We start from the raw sequence: 15,471 nt of genomic DNA, 5'->3' as shown, positions 1-15,471 counted from the left end.
AGAGTGAAGAGTCAGGCGCAATGCGTCGGGCGATGTCGACAAACAACAGCGGTGCTTTATGCAAGTTTTTATCATGCGTCACGGCGATGCAGCTCTGGAAGCAGCAAGTGATTCGGTCAGGCCTTTAACGCTATGCGGCTGTGATGAATCACGCCAGATGGCGAACTGGCTTAACAGTCAGACGCCGGACATAGAATGTGTGCTGGTCAGTCCCTACCTGCGTGCGCAGCAAACGCTCGCCACGGTACGTGAGGCATTTCCTCTGCCTGAAGGCCAGGAAGTGTTACCTGAATTAACGCCGGGCGGCGACCCGGGGCTGGTGGGGTGCTATCTGCAAACCCTGGCAAACGAAGGGGTGAAATCCGCGCTGGTGATTTCACACTTACCGTTGGTGGGATATTTAGTCTCAGAACTGTGCCCGCAGGAAGCGCCGCCCATGTTCGCCACTTCCGCTATCGCCTGCGTCGAGTTTGATCCGGCACAGAGTGAAGGCAAGCTGCTGTGGCAGGTCAGTCCGCGCAAACTGGCAAAAGCGATTTAACGTCTGTGGGCCGAAATATCGGCCCTTCCTCTCAGGGCAATTCAGGCGGTTGCCACTCCTCAATCTCAATCAGCACCAGCAGGGCGGCATCGCCGCCAAACATCTTCGGTGCCTGATGAAAAGCCATTACCCACGGATGCTGGGCCAGCCACAGCGGCGTTTGCTGCTTCAGGACATGTTTGCCATGGCCGGTCATCACGCTGGCGCAAAACAGATGCTCACGGCGGCAGGCGGCGATTAGCGCCCCCAGTTCCTGCTTGGCCTGCTGCTGGGTTAAGCCGTGCAGATCGAGAAATATCTCCGGCGTATAGTCGCCGCGCCGCAGTTTTTTCAGTTCAAAGTGGCTGACGTCAGCGCGCACATAGCGCGTCGCCCCCTCGGTTGAGAGCAGCGGCTGAAACTCATCCGAGAAGTAATGACTGTTGTCCGCCTGCTCTGAAAGCAGACGTTTTACCGGCACTTCGCGGGTTTTCACTCGCGGCTTGTGCACAAAGGTATCCTGTTTTAGCTGGCGCGTTCCGGTCATTAACTGCCGAAACAGCGCTTTATCATCCTGGCTCAATGGCGTTTTTTTACTCATGGCGGGCCGGTTATATCAGAAAAGGCTGTCAGACAGCAGATGGCGATACCTTACCGTTAAGTGTCATTAAATGTCAGCTTTTTCACCTTGCTGCGCTGAATTCTCCCCGGCTTCATGGCACACTATCGGCCGATTTAGTAAATGGCCTGCGGAGGGCTACGTGGACAAAATTTTCGTCGATGAGGCAGTGAACGAGCTGCACACCATTCAGGACATGCTGCGCTGGGCGGTCAGCCGCTTTTCCGCTGCCGGAATCTGGTACGGACATGGCACAGACAATCCGTGGGACGAAGCCGTTCAACTGGTCCTGCCGTCCCTCTGGCTGCCGCTGGATATTCCGGAAGAGATGCGCAATGCACGCCTGACCGCCAGTGAGCGTCATCTGATCGTCGAGCGGGTCATTCGCCGCGTCAATGAGCGCATTCCGGTCGCCTATCTGACCCACAAAGCCTGGTTCTGCGGTCACGAATTTTATGTCGATGAACGGGTACTGGTGCCACGTTCACCGATTGGTGAACTGATCGAAAATCGCTTCGCCGGTCTGATCAGCGAGAAACCGCGCCACATTCTGGATATGTGTACCGGCAGCGGCTGTATCGCCATCGCCTGCGCCTATGCGTTTCCTGAGGCTGAAGTTGACGCGGTCGACATCTCCAGCGATGCGCTGGCGGTTGCCGAGCAGAATATTGAAGAACATGGCCTGATGCAGCAGGTCACGCCGATCCGCGCCGATCTGTTCCGCGAGTTACCGGCGCTGAAATACGATCTGATCGTCACCAATCCGCCTTATGTCGATGCGGAAGATATGGACGATCTGCCGGGCGAATATCACCACGAGCCGGAACTGGGACTGGCGGCCGGCAGCGATGGCCTGAAGCTGGTGCGCCGTATTCTGGCCTGCGCGCCACAGTATCTGAGCGAGCAGGGCGTGCTGATTTGCGAAGTCGGCAACAGCATGGTGCACATGATGGAACAGTATCCCGATGTGCCGTTTACCTGGCTGGAGTTCGATAACGGCGGTGACGGCGTATTTATGCTGACCCGCCAGCAGATCGTCGACGCACAGCATCATTTCTCTTTTTACAAAGACTAAAAGTGGGGCGAAGCATCGCCCGCCGAACCGTAACAAGGAACCACAATGGCCGGAAACAGCATCGGACAATTTTTTCGAGTAACCACCTTTGGCGAGTCCCATGGTCTTGCGCTGGGCTGCATTGTTGATGGCGTGCCGCCGGGCATTCCGCTAACCGAAGCAGATATTCAGCACGATCTCGATCGTCGTCGGCCAGGCACGTCGCGCTATACCACTCAGCGCCGCGAGCCGGATCAGGTGAAAATTTTGTCCGGTGTGTTTGAGGGCGTGACCACCGGTACCTCCATTGGCCTGCTGATTGAGAATACCGATCAGCGTTCCCAGGATTACGGTGCCATCAAAGATCTGTTTCGTCCGGGCCATGCGGATTACACCTATGAACAAAAGTATGGTCAGCGTGACTATCGGGGCGGCGGCCGCTCGTCGGCGCGCGAAACCGCGATGCGGGTTGCTGCCGGTGCGATTGCCAAAAAGTATCTGCAGATGAAGCACGGCGTGGTGGTGCGCGGCTATCTGGCGCAGATCGGCGATATCGCCTGTGAGCTAAAACAGTGGGAGATCGTCGAACAGAATCCGTTCTTCTGTCCGGATGCAGACAAGCTGGACGCGCTGGACGAACTGATGCGCAGCCTGAAAAAAGAGGGTGACTCGATTGGTGCCAAAGTGACGGTAATGGCTGAAAACGTGCCGCCGGGTCTGGGCGAGCCGGTGTTCGACCGTCTGGACGCCGACCTGGCCCACGCACTAATGAGCATTAACGCGGTGAAGGGCGTCGAGATTGGTGATGGCTTTGCGGTGGTTAATCAGCGCGGCAGCCAGCATCGTGATGAAATTCGCCGTAGCGGCTTTCAGAGCAACCACGCGGGCGGCATCCTCGGCGGCATCAGCAGCGGTCAGACCATCAGCGCCAATATCGCGATGAAGCCGACCTCCAGCATTACCGTGCCGGGCAAAACTATCACCCGCGACGGCGAAGAAGTAGAGATGATCACCAAAGGTCGTCACGATCCCTGCGTCGGGATCCGCGCGGTGCCGATCGCCGAAGCGATGATGGCAATCGTCCTGATGGATCATCTGCTGCGTCAGCGGGCGCAGAATGGGGACGTTAACAGCCCCGTGCCGCGCTGGTGATCGCATGAAAGCGCTTCTGCTTACGCTTAGCGCGCTGTTGTTCAGCGCCCCAATCGTGGCGGCCACGCCATGGCAACAAATCCAGCAGCCGATCAGCGGAACCCCGCAGTCGATTGGCGGCTTTGCGAACGGCTGTATCATTGGTGCCCAGGCGCTGCCGCTCAATTCGCCGTATTATCAGGTGATGCGTCAGGACCAGCGGCGCTACTTCGGCCATCCCGATCTGATCCAGTTCATTCAGCGTCTCAGCACCCGGGTGCATAATCTGCAGCTGGGTAATCTGCTGATTGGCGACATGGGCATGGCGGCAGGCGGGCGCTTCAGCAGCGGCCACGCCAGTCACCAGACCGGACTGGATGTGGATATCTGGCTGCAGCTGCCGAAAACCCGCTGGAGTGCGCAGCAGTTGCTGAAGCCGCAGCCGCTGGATCTGGTGGGGCCGGGCGATAAAAACGTCATTGCCCGTCACTGGCAGCCGGAGATCGACAGCCTGATTAAGCTGGCGGCGAAAGACGATGACGTCACGCGCATCTTCGTCAATCCGGCGATCAAGAAACAGCTGTGTGCCGATGCTGGCGCGGATCGTGACTGGCTGCGTAAAGTGCGCCCGTGGTTTGCCCATCGCGCCCATATGCATGTGCGGTTGCGTTGTCCGGCCGGCAGCATCGGCTGTGAAGATCAGCCTGCGCCGCCGGCGGGTGATGGCTGTGGCGCAGAGTTGCAGAGCTGGTTCCTGCCGAAAAAACCGGGAAGCGGTGCGCCAGTGAAACGCGAGCCTCCACCGTTGCCGCCTGCCTGTCAGGCGCTGCTGGATAAACATTTACTGTAAGGGATCACATGGATTGGTTCGTGATCAGCCCGTTGCTGGTCGGGCTGCTGTTCTTTGTCGCCATGCTGGCCGGTTTTATTGACTCGATTGCCGGCGGCGGCGGTCTGCTGACCGTGCCGTCGCTGCTGGCCGCCGGCCTTTCCCCGGCGCAGGCGCTGGCGACCAACAAGCTGCAGTCGGTGGGCGGGTCATTCTCAGCCAGCCTCTATTTTATCCGACGCGGTGCGGTAAAGCTGAATGAGCAGTGGCTGAATATCGCCATGACCTTTCTCGGTTCGGTGCTGGGGGCGGTGCTGATTCAGCGCCTGCAGGCGGACATTCTGCGCCAGATGTTGCCGCTGTTTCTGATTGCCATCGGTTTGTGGTTTCTGCTGATGCCGCGCATTGGTGAAGAAGATCGCGCCCGTCGCCTGCACGGCATCGCTTATGCGCTGGTGGGCGGCGGTTGCATCGGCTTTTACGATGGCTTTTTTGGACCCGGCGCCGGCTCCTTTTATGCGCTGGCCTTTGTCACTCTCTGTGGCTACAACCTCGCCAAAGCGACGGCGCATGCCAAGATCCTTAACTTCACCTCCAACTTCGGTAGCCTGCTGTTCTTTATGTTCGGCGGCAAAGTGGTGTGGGGAACCGGTCTGATCATGATGCTGGGCGCATTTTGCGGGGCGCGGCTGGGCGCACGCCTGGTGCTGACCCGCGGGCAAAAGCTGATCCGTCCGATGGTGGTGATCGTCTCCGCTGTCATGAGCATTAAATTGCTGTGGGACAGCCACGGCAGCGCCGTTCTGGCGTGGTTCGCCACGCTGCACCCGTAACTATTACGTGATAACAATGAGCACAACACACGATTACACCCAGCTGATTACGCTGTTTGATCGCTGCTTTAGCGATGAATTTCAGACCCGTCTAATTAAAGGCGACGACGAACCGATCTATCTTCCGGCAGACGCAGAGTCGCCGTGGAACCGCGTGGTGTTTGCCCACGGTTTTTATGCCAGCGCCCTGCATGAAATTTCGCACTGGTGCATCGCCGGTGAAGCGCGCCGCAAGCTGGTCGATTTTGGCTACTGGTACTGCCCGGATGGCCGCGATGCGCTCACCCAGAGTCAGTTTGAAGCCGTTGAAGTGAAGCCGCAGGCGCTTGAATGGATGTTTTGTGTTGCAGCAGGCTTTCCCTTCAACGTCAGTTGTGACAATCTCGACGGAGATTGTGAGCCGGATCGCATTGCGTTCCAGCGTAAAGTGCATGCTCAGGTCATGAGCTATCTGACGTCGGGCATTCCCGCTCGTCCCGCGCGTTTTATTGCCGCCCTGGCGGAATTTTATGGCAGGCCTTCATTAAGCGCATCGCAGTTTCCCTGGCCGGACGATCTGTGATGCAGCAAGGCATTATCAAAAGAGGAATTGAGATGATCGCAGAATTTGAAGCGCGTATTCTGGCCCTGATTGACGACATGGTTGATCATGCCAGTGACGATGAGCTGTTTGCCAGCGGTTATCTGCGTGGACACCTCACGCTGGCGGTGGCTGAAGTCGAACAACTGGGCGAACATACGCCGGAAGCATTGCAGATTCAGGTGACCCGCAGTCTGCAAAATGCCATTGCCGCTGGTGAGCTGTCGCCGCGTGATCAGGCCTTAGTGGTCGGAATGTGGGACAACCTGTTTGTCCAGGCTCGTCAACTCTCCGCATAACGGTACAGGGCGGCATGCCGCCCGCAACCCCGCTTAAACCGGTTTACCCTTCAGCAATTTTCGGACCCAGTAACGATTCGGATTCAGCGCAGCCAGCGTGGCGGCATCTGCCGGTTGCGGTTCGCCGGTCAACTGTGCCGCCAGCACTTCAGCCGCCAGCGGTGCGCTGCATAATCCGCGTGAACCGAGCGCACCAAACAGATACAGACCGTTAAAGCCAGGAGCATCAGCGATCGCGCTGCCCGCCGCCTGCTGTGCCGGTAAATCGGCGTAGCGCGCCAGCGTGGCGGCATAATCCGGCACGCTGCCGACCATCGGCAGATGATCGCGGGTCGCACAGCGCACCCCAACACGCGCCTCATCCGCACTGATGTCTACCGTGTCGGTCCAGCGACTGTCGGGCAGGCACTGTTGCAGACGGCTGCGGTTCTCCTGCTGATCCTGCTGCCGATACGCGGTGGCGGTTTCGCCACGATGATAGCTGGCACCGATGCAGTGCGTAGCGAACTGCGGACTGACCGGCGTCAGGTAGCCGTCGTAGCAGAGCACGGTCTGCAGCGCATTCAGTTCCGGCGTCGACGGAACGTGACTCACCTGGCCTGCCACCGGATAGATCGGCAGAGGCGCACTCTGGGTAAAGTCGCTGATGGCGTGACCATTCGCCAGTACCACCGTCGGATGGCGCACCGCCGGACGATCGCTGAACGACAGCGTCCACTGTTCACCGTCATGCGTCAGCCCGGTTACGCGGTGCAGCCAGTGGATCCGCAAGCCCTGCGTCTCGCCATGGGCCAGCATCGCCGAGGTCAGTTCGGCCGGTGACAGCCAGCCACCCTGCGGATAGAAAATCCCGCCGCAGCCGAGCGTCACGCCCGCCAGCGCTTCTGCCTGGTCGGCATCAACAGCACAGGCGATGTCGTCAGGCAACCCCATCGCCAGCATCTGTTCAATTTTTTTGCTGCTTTTCTGGTCCCAGCCAAGTTGCAACACCCCGCTCCAGTTATGTTCGTAAGGCAGCGGTAGCCGATCGTACAGGCGGCGGGCAAAGCTGAACGCCGCCGGAAAAAAGGTGGCGATGGCCGGATCGTGCTGATTCAGCAATGGATAGAGCGCGCCCTGACGGTTGCCGGACGCGCCCAGCGCCGGTGCTTCATCGGCGCAGTAAAGCGTCACGCGCCAGCCGCGCCGCAGCAGCGCCAGCGCTAAACTGGCGCTGGCCACGCCGCCGCCAATCAGCGCCGCTTCCCGCGTCGGGCTGGCGGGCCGGGCATACCACGGCTGCGTCGCCGGCAGCGGCGGTGCTGATTGCAGGCTACCGCACAGCATCTCGCGTTTGGGGCCAAAACCTTTCCGGCGGGTGACGCTGAAACCCGCCTGCTGCAGTCCACGCCGCACGAAGCCGGCGGCCGTAAAGGTGGCAAATGTTGCCTGCGGCCGCGCCAGCGTCGCCATCATGCTGAACAGCTGCGGCGTCCACATATCGGGGTTTTTCGACGGCGCAAAGCCATCGAGGAACCAGGCGTCCACCTGACGATGCAGGCTGTCATCCAGGGTACTCATCAGCTGATTAATATCACCCAGCCACAGATCGAGCGTAATGCGGCCGCCATCAAACAGCAGACGCTGACAGCCGGGCAGGGCAGCGGGCCACTGCGCCTGCAGTTCACCCGCCCACGGGGCCAGTTCGGGCCAGTGCTGATGTGCGGCGGTTAAATCGGCGCGCGTTAACGGAAACTTCTCAAAGCTGATGAAATGCAGACGTTTTAAAATCGCGTCCGGCTGCTGGCGCTGAAACGCATCAAAAGCCTGCCACAGCGTGAGAAAATTGAGGCCGGTGCCGAAACCGCTTTCGGCCACAATCAGCACATCACGCGGATGCTGAGCGAAGCGCTGCGGCAACTGATTGCCCCCGAGGAAGACATAGCGGGTCTCTTCCAGACCGTTATCGTTGGAGAAATAGACGTCACCAAACGCTCGGGAAACAGGTGTACCCTGTTCATTCCAGTTCAGCTGTGCATGTTCGACCGGGGTTAATTTCACGCTAAAGGCTCATTTTTCAGGCAGTGGCGCGATTTTAGCGACCAGCGTGACATGACGCAAATTTACAAAAGGAAATGGCTGATCGGACTTGTTCGGCGTACAAGTGTACGCTAGAGTGCTCGTCAATTAAGAAGAAGTGGATGAGGATTATTGAATGAAACGTGCTGTGATTACTGGCTTAGGGATCGTTTCCAGTATTGGTAATAACCAGCAAGAGGTGCTGGCATCTCTGCGTGAAGGCCGCTCTGGCATCACCTTTTCTGAAGAGATGAAAGATTCCGGCATGCGTAGTCACGTCTGGGGTAACGTAAAATTAGATACCACCGGCCTCATCGATCGCAAAGTCGTGCGTTTCATGAGTGATGCGTCCATCTATGCCTATCTTTCCATGGAAGAAGCGATTAAAGATTCTGGCCTGAGCGTGGAAGCGTATCAGAACAACCCACGTGTGGGTCTGATTGCCGGTTCAGGCGGCGGTTCACCGCGTTTCCAGGTGTTTGGTGCTGATGCAATGCGCAGCCCACGCGGCCTGAAAGCGGTTGGCCCGTATGTGGTCACCAAAGCGATGGCGTCTGGCGTTTCAGCCTGCCTCGCGACACCATTTAAAATTCACGGCGTAAACTACTCAATCAGCTCGGCCTGTGCCACCTCGGCACACTGTATCGGTAATGCGGTTGAGCAGATCCAGCTGGGCAAACAGGACATCGTGTTTGCTGGCGGCGGCGAAGAGCTGTGCTGGGAAATGGCCTGTGAATTCGACGCGATGGGCGCGCTCTCTACCCGTTACAACGACACGCCAGAAAAAGCCTCACGTACCTATGATAACGAGCGCGACGGCTTCGTGATCGCCGGTGGCGGTGGCATGGTGGTGGTTGAAGAGCTGGAACATGCGCTGGCGCGCGGTGCGCATATCTATGCTGAGATCGTCGGCTACGGTGCGACATCAGACGGCGCAGATATGGTGGCACCGTCAGGTGAAGGCGCAGTGCGCTGCATGAAGATGGCGATGAACGGCGTAGATACCCCAATCGACTACCTCAACAGCCACGGTACCTCAACGCCGGTCGGCGATGTGAAAGAGCTGGGAGCGATTCGTGAAGTGTTTGGCGACAACACGCCGTACATTTCAGCAACTAAAGCCATGACCGGTCACTCACTGGGTGCGGCAGGCGTGCAGGAAGCGATTTACTCACTGCTGATGCTGGAGCATGGCTTTATTGCCCCAAGCATCAACATCAACTCGCTGGATGCAGCGGCTGAAGGCATGAATATCGTGACTCAGCCAATGGAAAAAGAGTTGACCACAGTGATGTCCAACAGCTTCGGCTTTGGCGGCACCAACGCAACCCTGACCATGCGTAAATACCAGGCGTAATGCGCTGACAGATCCCAGAAGGACCGGCTTGCCGGTCCTTTTTTTTGCCGCTTATCCCCGCTTTTGCTCTGTCCGTCGTTCCTTCTCAGCCTCGCTCCGCCAGCAGCCAGCGTAGTTTGTCGCAACCCGCCACTATCTCATCCGGCGTTAGTGCCGCATAGCCCAGCAGCCAGCCTTGCTGGCGCGGCGGTCCGGCATACAGTGGACTAAGACGCGGCAGCAACAGGCCGATTTGCGCGGCCCGGGCGGTTAACTGCGCCTCATCCTGCGCCAGCTTCACCGTTAACTGTAATCCGCCGCCGCTGTCGAACGGAGTGATCCACGGCGTCAGCCGCTGGTTAATCTGTTCGATCAGCAACTCGCGCCGACTGCCATAGAGCTGTCGCATCAAGCGCAGATGGCTGGCGAAATGGCCCTGTTGCAGGAAGGCGGCAGCAATAGCCTGCGGCAGCAGGGCGCTGTGACCATCCAGCACGCTGCGTGCCTGGCCCAGCGGTGCCACCAGCGCTGGCGGCACCACCATCCACGCCAGTCGCAGCGAAGGAAACAGTGATTTAGAGAAGGTGCCGAGCGTAATCACCCGCTGATGACGGTCCAGCCCCTGCAGGGCGGGAATCGGGCGGTGGTGATAGTGAAACTCGCTGTCGTAATCATCTTCAATCAGCCAGCTGCGGTTGCGCCGCGCCCACGCCAGCCAAGCCAGCCGTCGTGGCAGGCTCAGCGTGACGCCCGTCGGATAGTGATGGGAAGGCGTCAGATACATCAGCTTCGCATTGCCATCGATCGGTACCGCCCCCTGGTCATCCAGCCCGATAGCGCGCAGCCGCGCACCCGCCGCCAGAAAAGCGTTGCGCGCACCGGGATAACCCGGCTCTTCCAGCCAGACTTCATCGCCCGCATCCAGCAGCATTAGCGCCAGCAGCTGTAAAGCCTGCTGGGAACTGGTAAGGATCATCACCTGCTCAGGCTGGCAATGCACGCCGCGTGACAGCGCCAGAAAGTCAGCCAGGGCGCGGCGCAGTGGCAGATAGCCACAGGGATCGCCATATCCCATCGCGGCGCTACCCAGTGAACGCTGCACGGTACTGCTCAGGCGTCGCCAGATCTCATGAGGAAATGCGCGTAACTCCGGCGAACCGGCAGCAAACGCGTGGGGAAAGGGCGGATCCTGACAGCCACCAGTTGCCAGCACCTGCTGACCGCGCATCGAAAAAGGGGCGGGCTGATGAACCGCAGGCGGCGCTGACGGTTCCGGCATGGTTATCGCCACAAAGCTACCACGCCCGATTTCACGCCGCAGGTAGCCTTCGCTCTCCAGCTGACCGTACGCCGCTTCCACCGTGACGCGAGACAGCTTGAGATCCTCAGCCAGCTGGCGGGTGGAGGGCAACTGTTGTCCGGCGCGCAGATGGTGGCGACTAATCGCCAGCCGCAGCGTGGTACACAGCCGTTCGCGCAGGCCGCCGGTGGCCTGATGCTGAAAAAGTTGCAGCAGCGGTGAGCGCATAAGGGTCTTATCCGGTAAGGAAAATGGGTCTCAAAGAGCAGTCCACTTTGCCGTAAACTGCCGGCATACCACAACAGGAGAATCACTATGTCATCGGTATTACGTGTTGCCGCGGCCAGCCCGCAGCAAAGTCTCGACTATTTACAGGCTAAACTCGCTTACTACACCGATGCCTGGGATCTGGCAGAGGATCTGGCGCAACGCCAGCCGGAGATCGTGGTGATCGACGCGCGTTCGTTTGACGTCTACCGCAGCGGCCATATCTGCGGTGCGATCAATTTTCCCCATCGCGACATGGACGCGGCCAGCACTGCCCGGCTTGATCGCAGCAAAGTCTATGTCACCTATTGTGACGGGATTGGCTGTAACGGATCGACCAAAGCGGCGTGGAAGCTGGCGTCGCTGGGTTTTCAGGTGAAAGAACTGATTGGCGGGCTGGATTTCTGGAAACGTGACGGTCATCCGCTGACCTGGGGTGAGGCGCCGGGTGAATGGCCAGATGCCGCACCCGACGTCGCCTGTGGCTGTTAACTCACAGCACCAGCCACAGTAAAAACAGCACCACCAGCACCACTAATGCGCCCAGCAGAGGCCGTTTTGCCAGTGGCTGTAGCGTCGGAGGCAGCGAGGCGACAAACGGCGACCAGATAGGTTGCGGTTTGATCTCGCTGGCGGCCAGCGGCTGTTCATGCATCTTCTCGGCGCGACGGCTGAACAGGAAATTCAGCAGATCCTGCGTCTGGGTGGCGGTGAGAACCGTCTGCGGCGTCGCCTGGAAACGCTGCTGGCTGTAATCCTCCAGCAAACGCTGCTCGTGCTGATCGAGCGGCTGTTTCAGCGAGACTTCCAGCAGTTGCAGCGTCGGTGCGCTGTGCTGACTTAAGGTCTGGCGCACCTGCAGATACTGTGTCAGCAGCGGGAAGTGGCGTGACGGGATCGGATCGCCGCTGGTCAGGTTGACCAGCTTTAACGCCGCGGCCCACAGTTTTCCGCTCGATTCACCGGTGGCGGCCGCAAGGCGCACCACCTGCTGATTCAGGGTCTGATGCTCAGCCGGCAGCAGGCTACGATCGCTGACGCGGGTCTGCTGCGGTTGCGGAATCGCCATCTGTCCGTTCTGCAGCATGGTCAGCACCTGACGCAGCTGATCCTGGCTCAGCGCGCTCAACACCGTCTGACCAAATTGCTGACGAATGAAATCGCTGACCGCCTGACGATTATTGCCTTTCGGCAGCAGATCGGTCAGTTGGGTCATCAGCTGACGCGTCGCATGACCGGTCTGCGCCTGGGTCAGGCGGGCGTTCAGATATTGCTCCGCCGCCGGAAAATGGCGCGACTGTAATTCCGCTTCGCTCTTAACGCCCACTTCATGACGCACACCGGCCCACAGCTCAGGCGCTTTCAAATTACTGAGCGAGAGAATACGCACGATCAGACGTTCTAAGGTAGTGCGCTGGGCAGGAGAGAGGGGCTGTTCACCGGCCACCGAACCGGGACGCGTTGCGCCGGTTTGCGGATTGACAGATGAACGATCGCCGACCGGCACACCGGGGCCGCTGAGAGGTTGCATGGCGGATTCCTTGGGAAAACAGAACAGCGTGGGGTGCGCCGGAAAATGAATGCGCCATGATAGCAAAAGCCCCCGGGAAATCCCACGGGGGCGCACGCGTTTCGGCGGGAGATTTACTCTTCTGCCAGCTTCAGACGATGACGACGCCAGCGTTTCCAGATCGGCGGCACCAGCAGTACCGCAATCGCCAGTACCAGCAGCACTTTGCAGATCAGACTTTCCCACAGGATCACCAGATTGCCGTTGCTGATCGACAAGGCGCGACGCAGGTTCTGCTCCAGCATCTCACCCAGCACAAAGCCCAGAATCAACGGCGACATCGGGAAGTCCATTTTACGCAGGATATAGCCAAAGATTCCCAGCCCGACCATCAACAGTAGGTCGAAGGTGGTGCTGTGTACCGCGTAAACGCCAACGGCGGAGATGGCGGCAATCGCCGGCACCAGGAACCACAGCGGAATGGTCAGCATGCGGGCGAAGACGTTAATCATCGGAATGTTCATGATCAACAGCATTACGTTGCCGATTAACAGCGCAGCGATCAGGCCCCAGACAATATCCGGCTGCTCCACAAACATCGCCGGTCCCGGCGTAATGTTATACAGCGTTAACGCGCCGACCATCACCGCCGTGGTGCCGGAGCCGGGAATACCCAGCGTCAGCATCGGAATAAAAGAGCCGCAGGCTGAGGCGTTGTTTGCCGCTTCCGGCGCGGCCACACCGCGAATATCCCCTTTACCAAACTGGTCGCTGCCGCTGATTTTCTTCTCGGTCATGTAGGCGATAGCGCTGGCGATGGTCGCACCGGCACCCGGTAACACGCCGACAAAAAAGCCAATAAAGGAGGATCGCAGCGTCGCACCGGTTGCCATCGCCGCCTCTTTCATATTGAACATCATCCGGCCGCTGGCCCGCACTGCCTTCTGTCCGCTGCTGGTCGACTCAAGCATCAGCAGGATTTCACTCACCGAGAACAGGCCAATCACCACCACTACAAACTGAATACCGTCGGAGAGATGAACGCTGTCAAAGGTAAAGCGGTAGACGCCGGTATTGGCATCGACGCCGACGGTAGCCATTCCCAGCCCAATCAGTGCCGCGAGGAATGACTTCAGCGGATTGTGGCTCATCATGCTGCCGAGACAGGCGATGGCGAACACCATCAGCGCAAAATATTCTGCCGGACCAAACGCCAGCGACCAGCTGGCCAGCAGCGGGGCAAACAGAATAATGCCGATAATGGCGATGGTGGAACCGACAAACGAGCTGACCGCCGAAATCGACAGTGCGACGCCCGCTTTACCCTGTTGCGCCATTGGATAACCATCCAGCGCGGTCATGATCGCCCCGGCATCACCCGGCACGTTCAGCAGAATCGAGGAGATACGTCCGCCATATTCACAGCCGATATAGACCGTGGCCAGCAGAATCAGCGCCGATTCCGCCGGTAAGTGCAGGGCAAAAGCCAGCGGCATCAGAATCGCCACGCCGTTGATCGGGCCAAGGCCCGGCAGCAGGCCAACGATGGTGCCGATAAAGCAGCCAATCAGCGCAATCAGCAGATTCTCTGGCGTCATGGCGACGGCAAAGCCCTGCATTAAAAAGGACCAGGTATCCATGATGCTCTCCTTAACTCAGCCAGCTGCCGACCGGAAGGGTCACTTCCAGCAGGCGATCAAAGGCGTAAAACAGACAGGTGCCCATCGCCAGCCCGGCCAGCGCCGCCGCCCACCAGCGTGCGCCAAACAGCAGGCCGATGCCAAAGGTCAGCAGCGTGGTGCAGATGGCAAAGCCCAGCGTTTCAAACAGCCAGCCGTACAGCATCATCATCAGCGCCAGCGCCACCAGCCGCTTCAGCGTGCCGCCGGACGGCCAGTGAATGGTGTCGGGTTTGCGAAACAGCATCAGCAGGGCGCAGATCGCCATCAGGCCGAGGATCGCCATCGGGAAGGGACGTGGTCCCACCGGTTCGTAGCTGTATTCGCTCTGAATTTGCCAGGCCACCACCATGCCGCCGAGGCACAGCGCCAGCCACAGGCCAGCAAAAATACGATCGCTCATGATTCGCTCCGGTTATTTGGCCAGGCCAAACGATTTTGCCTGCTCACGGTAATCCGCCACCTGCTTTTTGACGTAGCTGTCGAGTGCCTGACCCGTCAGGTTAAATTCGAACAGGCCGCGCATATCACGCTGCTTTTTGAATTCCGGCGTCTCTACCATCTTTTTGAACGCCTGTTCCCACCACTGATAGTCGGCATCGCTGACTTTCGGGCCGAGGTAGTAGCCGCGAATGATCGGCCAGACGATGTTAAAGCCCTGCTCTTTGGCGGTCGGCACCTGCGCCAGCTGGCCCGGCAGACGCTGCTCGGACATGACCGCCAGCACCCGCATTTTGCCGCCCTGCAGATGCGGCACCATCTCACTCATGTCACCGGAGACTACCTGAATATGGTTGCCGAGCAGCGCGGTAACCGGCTCGCCACCGCCTTCAAAAGCGACATAGCGCATCTTGCGTGGATCAATCCCGGCTTCACGCGCCAGCAGGGCGGTTTTCATCCAGTCCTGACTGCCGATCGAGGCACCGGCACCGACCACCACTTTGGTCGGATCTTCTTTCATCGCCGCCATCAGCTCGCCAAGGGTTTTCCACGGTGCATCTTCACGCACCGCCACCATGCCGTAGTCGGTTCCCACGGCCGCCAGCCACTTCACATCATCAACCGAGTAGCGGCCAAATTTGCCCTGGGACAGATTCAGCAGTGAGCCGCCCGAGAAAGCGACTACCGTGCCGGCTTCAGCCGGGCGCTGAGCGATGATCGCGTTGTAGGCCACCGCGCCGACGCCGCCGGGCATATAGGTGACGCGCATTGGCGTTTCAATCTGTTTGGTTTCCTGCAGCGAGACCTGCAACAGCTTGCAGGTGAGATCAAACCCGCCGCCCGGTTTGGCCGGGGCAATACATTCGGTACGGCCCGGACCGTCGGCGGCAATGGCAGCAGGCACCATCAGCGACAGCAGGGCAGTGGTCAGGGCGGTATGGATTATTTTTTTCATCGTGCGCTCCATTCATTCTTCCAGAGTGTGATTGCCGCCGAAATATTGGCGTTGCTGAAT

At 59.1% G+C, this 15,471-nt stretch carries 16 protein-coding genes; 9 read left to right on the top strand and 7 right to left on the bottom strand.

Annotated elements, in window-relative coordinates; translation table 11 throughout:
- Positions 1–58 precede the first annotated feature (58 nt).
- Positions 59–541, top strand: a complete 483-nt coding sequence (sixA, locus tag AC6I8I_RS13315; RefSeq protein ID WP_031375917.1) for a phosphohistidine phosphatase SixA — start codon at positions 59–61, stop codon at positions 539–541.
- 31 nt (positions 542–572) lie between these two features.
- Here the strand turns inward: sixA and smrB are convergent, their stop codons facing one another.
- Positions 573–1,121 (bottom strand): endonuclease SmrB, encoded by a 549-nt coding sequence (gene smrB / locus AC6I8I_RS13310; protein WP_031375918.1) that lies wholly within the window; start codon positions 1,119–1,121, stop codon positions 573–575.
- Between the two features lie 160 nt (positions 1,122–1,281).
- Between smrB and prmB the strand changes: the two genes are divergently transcribed.
- The 6 genes from prmB to AC6I8I_RS13280 are packed head-to-tail and all read left to right on the top strand — an operon-like array spanning position 1,282 to position 5,865.
- The gene (prmB, locus tag AC6I8I_RS13305; RefSeq protein WP_279810003.1) at positions 1,282–2,214 is read left to right on the top strand and encodes a 50S ribosomal protein L3 N(5)-glutamine methyltransferase; all 933 of its coding nucleotides are present in this window, start codon (positions 1,282–1,284) and stop codon (positions 2,212–2,214) included.
- 45 nt (positions 2,215–2,259) lie between these two features.
- Positions 2,260–3,345: a chorismate synthase gene (gene aroC / locus AC6I8I_RS13300; RefSeq protein ID WP_312055876.1), complete on the top strand. Its 1,086-nt coding sequence runs from the start codon at positions 2,260–2,262 to the stop codon at positions 3,343–3,345.
- 4 nt (positions 3,346–3,349) lie between these two features.
- Positions 3,350–4,174, top strand: coding sequence for a penicillin-insensitive murein endopeptidase (gene mepA, locus AC6I8I_RS13295; RefSeq protein WP_312055877.1), 825 nt, complete (start codon positions 3,350–3,352; stop codon positions 4,172–4,174).
- Positions 4,175–4,182: 8 nt separating this feature from the next.
- Positions 4,183–4,986, top strand: a complete 804-nt coding sequence (locus AC6I8I_RS13290; protein ID WP_312055878.1) for a sulfite exporter TauE/SafE family protein — start codon at positions 4,183–4,185, stop codon at positions 4,984–4,986.
- 16 nt (positions 4,987–5,002) lie between these two features.
- On the top strand, positions 5,003–5,548 hold the full coding sequence (locus tag AC6I8I_RS13285; RefSeq protein ID WP_312055879.1) for an elongation factor P hydroxylase: 546 nt from the start codon (positions 5,003–5,005) through the stop codon (positions 5,546–5,548).
- Between the two features lie 32 nt (positions 5,549–5,580).
- Positions 5,581–5,865, top strand: a complete 285-nt coding sequence (locus AC6I8I_RS13280; protein ID WP_312759607.1) for a YfcL family protein — start codon at positions 5,581–5,583, stop codon at positions 5,863–5,865.
- A gap of 33 nt (positions 5,866–5,898) precedes the next feature.
- Here the strand turns inward: AC6I8I_RS13280 and mnmC are convergent, their stop codons facing one another.
- Positions 5,899–7,905, bottom strand: a complete 2,007-nt coding sequence (mnmC, locus tag AC6I8I_RS13275; RefSeq protein ID WP_497827940.1) for a bifunctional tRNA (5-methylaminomethyl-2-thiouridine)(34)-methyltransferase MnmC2/FAD-dependent 5-carboxymethylaminomethyl-2-thiouridine(34) oxidoreductase MnmC1 — start codon at positions 7,903–7,905, stop codon at positions 5,899–5,901.
- 154 nt (positions 7,906–8,059) lie between these two features.
- Between mnmC and fabB the strand changes: the two genes are divergently transcribed.
- Complete coding sequence (gene fabB, locus AC6I8I_RS13270; protein ID WP_031377182.1) at positions 8,060–9,280, top strand: beta-ketoacyl-ACP synthase I; 1,221 nt, start codon at positions 8,060–8,062, stop codon at positions 9,278–9,280.
- Between the two features lie 85 nt (positions 9,281–9,365).
- Here fabB and pdxR read toward each other — a convergent pair whose 3' ends face one another.
- Positions 9,366–10,787 (bottom strand): MocR-like pyridoxine biosynthesis transcription factor PdxR, encoded by a 1,422-nt coding sequence (pdxR, locus tag AC6I8I_RS13265; RefSeq protein WP_497827939.1) that lies wholly within the window; start codon positions 10,785–10,787, stop codon positions 9,366–9,368.
- An 87-nt stretch (positions 10,788–10,874) separates the two neighbouring features.
- Here pdxR and AC6I8I_RS13260 point away from each other — a divergent pair, with 87 nt between their 5' ends.
- Positions 10,875–11,318, top strand: coding sequence for a rhodanese-like domain-containing protein (locus AC6I8I_RS13260; RefSeq protein WP_312055883.1), 444 nt, complete (start codon positions 10,875–10,877; stop codon positions 11,316–11,318).
- Between the two features lies 1 nt (position 11,319).
- On the opposite strand, the gene flk is transcribed toward AC6I8I_RS13260, so the two are convergent.
- The 4 genes from flk to AC6I8I_RS13240 form a co-directional block, all read right to left on the bottom strand.
- The gene (flk, locus tag AC6I8I_RS13255; protein ID WP_312055884.1) at positions 11,320–12,357 is read right to left on the bottom strand and encodes a flagella biosynthesis regulator Flk; all 1,038 of its coding nucleotides are present in this window, start codon (positions 12,355–12,357) and stop codon (positions 11,320–11,322) included.
- 113 nt (positions 12,358–12,470) lie between these two features.
- A complete protein-coding gene (locus AC6I8I_RS13250) occupies positions 12,471–13,976 on the bottom strand; it encodes a tripartite tricarboxylate transporter permease (RefSeq protein WP_312055885.1) in 1,506 nt (501 codons plus the stop codon).
- Positions 13,977–13,986: 10 nt separating this feature from the next.
- Positions 13,987–14,418, bottom strand: a complete 432-nt coding sequence (locus AC6I8I_RS13245; RefSeq protein ID WP_312055886.1) for a tripartite tricarboxylate transporter TctB family protein — start codon at positions 14,416–14,418, stop codon at positions 13,987–13,989.
- A 12-nt stretch (positions 14,419–14,430) separates the two neighbouring features.
- Positions 14,431–15,411 carry a Bug family tripartite tricarboxylate transporter substrate binding protein gene (locus tag AC6I8I_RS13240; RefSeq protein WP_312055887.1) on the bottom strand — a complete coding sequence of 327 codons (981 nt, stop codon included), beginning with the start codon at positions 15,409–15,411 and terminating at the stop codon, positions 14,431–14,433.
- Positions 15,412–15,471 lie beyond the last annotated feature (60 nt).

This window comes from Pantoea sp. X-Soil-YNGN-775, assembly GCF_059730575.1.
The sequence above is the reverse complement of the archived record's forward strand: the minus strand, read 5'-3'. Positions and strand labels throughout refer to the sequence as shown.

Excerpts from the sequence above, each read along its gene's own strand:
- aroC (WP_312055876.1), top strand. The coding sequence starts at position 2,260 with ATGGCCGGAAACAGCATCGGACAATTTTTTCGAGTAACCACCTTTGGC.
- flk (WP_312055884.1), bottom strand. The coding sequence starts at position 12,357 with ATGCAACCTCTCAGCGGCCCCGGTGTGCCGGTCGGCGATCGTTCATCT.
- AC6I8I_RS13280 (WP_312759607.1), top strand. The coding sequence starts at position 5,581 with ATGATCGCAGAATTTGAAGCGCGTATTCTGGCCCTGATTGACGACATG.
- AC6I8I_RS13260 (WP_312055883.1), top strand. The coding sequence starts at position 10,875 with ATGTCATCGGTATTACGTGTTGCCGCGGCCAGCCCGCAGCAAAGTCTC.
- smrB (WP_031375918.1), bottom strand. The coding sequence starts at position 1,121 with ATGAGTAAAAAAACGCCATTGAGCCAGGATGATAAAGCGCTGTTTCGG.
- AC6I8I_RS13250 (WP_312055885.1), bottom strand. The coding sequence starts at position 13,976 with ATGGATACCTGGTCCTTTTTAATGCAGGGCTTTGCCGTCGCCATGACG.
- AC6I8I_RS13285 (WP_312055879.1), top strand. The coding sequence starts at position 5,003 with ATGAGCACAACACACGATTACACCCAGCTGATTACGCTGTTTGATCGC.
- AC6I8I_RS13245 (WP_312055886.1), bottom strand. The coding sequence starts at position 14,418 with ATGAGCGATCGTATTTTTGCTGGCCTGTGGCTGGCGCTGTGCCTCGGC.
- AC6I8I_RS13240 (WP_312055887.1), bottom strand. The coding sequence starts at position 15,411 with ATGAAAAAAATAATCCATACCGCCCTGACCACTGCCCTGCTGTCGCTG.
- pdxR (WP_497827939.1), bottom strand. The coding sequence starts at position 10,787 with ATGCGCTCACCGCTGCTGCAACTTTTTCAGCATCAGGCCACCGGCGGC.
- fabB (WP_031377182.1), top strand. The coding sequence starts at position 8,060 with ATGAAACGTGCTGTGATTACTGGCTTAGGGATCGTTTCCAGTATTGGT.
- AC6I8I_RS13290 (WP_312055878.1), top strand. The coding sequence starts at position 4,183 with ATGGATTGGTTCGTGATCAGCCCGTTGCTGGTCGGGCTGCTGTTCTTT.
- mepA (WP_312055877.1), top strand. The coding sequence starts at position 3,350 with ATGAAAGCGCTTCTGCTTACGCTTAGCGCGCTGTTGTTCAGCGCCCCA.
- sixA (WP_031375917.1), top strand. The coding sequence starts at position 59 with ATGCAAGTTTTTATCATGCGTCACGGCGATGCAGCTCTGGAAGCAGCA.